At 72.4% G+C, this 1,238-nt stretch carries 1 protein-coding gene; it reads left to right on the top strand.

The window, feature by feature from the left end; all coding sequences use genetic code 11:
- Positions 1 to 1,238, top strand: a 1,238-nt coding sequence (locus tag FVW27_RS16305) for a glycosyltransferase family protein (RefSeq protein ID WP_481850169.1), incomplete at both ends; no start/stop codon positions are given.

Genomic DNA, 1,238 nt, shown 5'->3' with positions numbered 1-1,238 from the left:
CCTGCCGGTCGACGGGCTGCATCACGCGGGTCATGGTCAACACCGACTGCCCGGACATCGCGGCGGCGGCCCGCGCCGCCGGGGCGGACGTGCCCTTCCTGCGCCCGGCGGAACTGGCCACGGACGAGGCCTCGCCGCTGGACGCATGGGTCTTCGCGCAGGTGTGGATGCTGCTGGTGGAGCGGCGCGTGCCCGACTTTCTGCTGTCCGTCTCGGCCACCCACCCCTGCCTGCACCCGGACGAGATGCGCCGCGCCGTGGACCGGCTGGCGGCGGCCAACCGCCCCTCGCTCCAGACCGTGGCCCGGCTGCCCGCCGTGTCGCTGGAATTCCTGACCCCGGACTTCCGCCCGCTAGGCGGCGGACCGCCCCCGGCGGAAGGTAGCGGACAGGAAATCGACAGCCCGAACGACGAGCGGTTTCTGCAATGCGGGGCGTTTTCCATCACCTGCAACCGCCCGTACTACCATGTGCAGCCGTGGTTCCGGCAATACATGACCGACATTCCCGCGCCCCCGGCGGAACCCCTGGCCCACGTGCTGTCCGCGCGGCAGGGCGTGGACATCGACGAACCGTGGGATCTCGCCACCTGCCGCCTGCTGCTGGACGGGGACGCCCCGTTCCCGGCCTGCACCCCGGCGGATGTGGCCGTCCACGCCCCCCCTGACGCGGGGAACGTGGCGGCCCCAGCCGACCTTGCCTGCGTGGTGGTGCTGCCGCCCGAAGGGCAGGGCATATCAGGCACGCCAGATGTGCCGGATGTGCCGTATGCGCCTGATGTGCCGGGTGCGCCTGAAGCCGCCAAGCACACCGACGGGCCGTACCTGCGCATCGCCGGTATTCCCGCGCCCTGCCGCGTGCTGGATGCGGTGCGTACCGCCCTGCCTCACGTCCCGCTGGCCGTATGCGGCGAAGGGGACATGGCCCGCGCCGTGGCCCGCCGTTACGGGCTTTCCCTGCTGCCCCTGCCGGAATTTCTCGCGCAACGTCGCGCCGCATGGCCGGTGCCGCTGCTGGCCGCTGGCGACCTTGCGTCAGCCCGCGCTGTCTGGCCCAATATTTCCAACGGCGCATCCGGTTTTTTCGGGCGGGACATCCTGTGCATCGACGGGCGGGCCGCCCTGCTGGATGCAGCCACCCTGCGCGCCTTCGTCGGCTCGGCGCGAGCCGCCGGTGCCGCCGCCGACGCGGGATGCGGCCTGCCCGCGTGTTCCGTGTCGCCCGCGCCCGTACACCCT

The sequence above is a fragment of the Nitratidesulfovibrio liaohensis genome, assembly GCF_011682075.1.
In the GTDB taxonomy this organism is placed as follows: Bacteria; Desulfobacterota; Desulfovibrionia; order Desulfovibrionales; family Desulfovibrionaceae; genus Cupidesulfovibrio; species Cupidesulfovibrio liaohensis.
This window is presented reverse-complemented; position numbering and strand designations above follow the sequence as displayed.